The 1375-nt window shown below is 71.6% G+C and carries 1 protein-coding gene; it reads left to right on the plus strand.

Going from position 1 to position 1375, the window contains the following annotated elements:
- On the plus strand, window positions 1-1375 hold a 1375-nt coding region (locus FUT87_RS24005), incomplete at both ends, for an ATP-binding protein (RefSeq protein WP_147242618.1).

The raw sequence follows: 1375 nt of genomic DNA on the forward strand, positions 1-1375 counted from the left end.
GACGTCACGCTGATGGACCTGCAGATGCCCGGCATGGGCGGGCTGGACGCGATCGCGGCGATCCGCGCCGAATTCCCGGACGCCCGCATCATCGTCCTCACCACCTATGTCGACGATGCGCAGGCGCAGCAGGCCTTGCAGACCGGCGCGCTGGGCTACCTGCTGAAGAACGCGCTGCACAAGGAGCTGCTGGACGCGATCCGCGCCGTGCATGCCGGGCGCATGGCCCTGCCCTCCGAAACCTCCTTCGAGCTGGCCGCGCAGATCCCCGTGGATGCGCTCACGCCGGCGGAGATCGGCCTGCTGCGCTTCATCGCCCAGGGCAATGCGTACGAGGAGATCTCCAAGGTGCTGGGCCTTGGCCCGACGGTGGTCGAAAGCCAGGTACAGGGCCTGCTGTCCAAGCTCGACGAGCAGGAGCGCACGCGCGCCGCCGCGACCGACCTGCACCAGGGCATGCTCGAGACCGAGCGGGCCGCCCGGCATGCGGCCGAGGCCGCCAACCGCGCCAAGAGCGAGTTCCTCGCCGGCATGAGCCACGAGCTGCGCACGCCGCTGAACGGCGTCCTGGGCTATGCCCAGCTGTTGAGCATGGAAGGCGGACTGAGCGCCCGGCAGGCGCGCGGCCTGGAGACGATCCAGCAGAGCGGGCTGCACCTGCTGGCGCTGATCAACGACATCCTGGATCTGGCCCGCATCGAGGCCGGCCGCACCGAGCTGGACCTGGCGCCGGTCAACCTGCCCGAGCTGCTGCGATCGGTCGTCAACCTGATGCGCATCAAGGCGGAGGAGAAGCAGCTGGCCTTCGTGTTCGACACCGCGAGCGCCCTGCCGGCGACGGTGCTGACCGACGGCCGCCGGTTGCGCCAGGTGCTGCTGAACCTCCTGGGCAACGCCATCAAGTTCACCGACGCCGGCACGATCACGCTGCGCGCGGGCGCCGAGCCGCTCGCGGAGGACCAGGTGCGGCTGCGCCTGGACATCGAGGACACCGGCATCGGCATGCGCCCCGAGGACCTGGACCGCATCTTCGAGCCCTTCGTGCAGGTCGGCGCCGCGCAGCGCCGCGCCGGCGGCACCGGGCTGGGCCTGGCGATCACCCGGGCCCTGGTGAACGACATGGGCGGGCAGGTGCGGGTGAGCAGCGAATTCGGCGTCGGCACCCGGTTCCAGCTGGAGCTGCCGCTGTCGCCCACCGAGGCGGAGGCCGACGCCACGCCGAAGATCGCGCCCGGCGTGCCGCGTTACCTCGGCGCGCCCCGGCGCGTGCTGGTGGTCGACGACGTCGCGGCCAACCGCGCGCTGCTGTGCGACTTCCTGTCGGACGCCGGCTTCCAGGTGGCCCAGGCCAGCGACGGCGCTGAGCTGGCCGCGG

The organism is Mitsuaria sp. TWR114 (genome assembly GCF_007997345.1).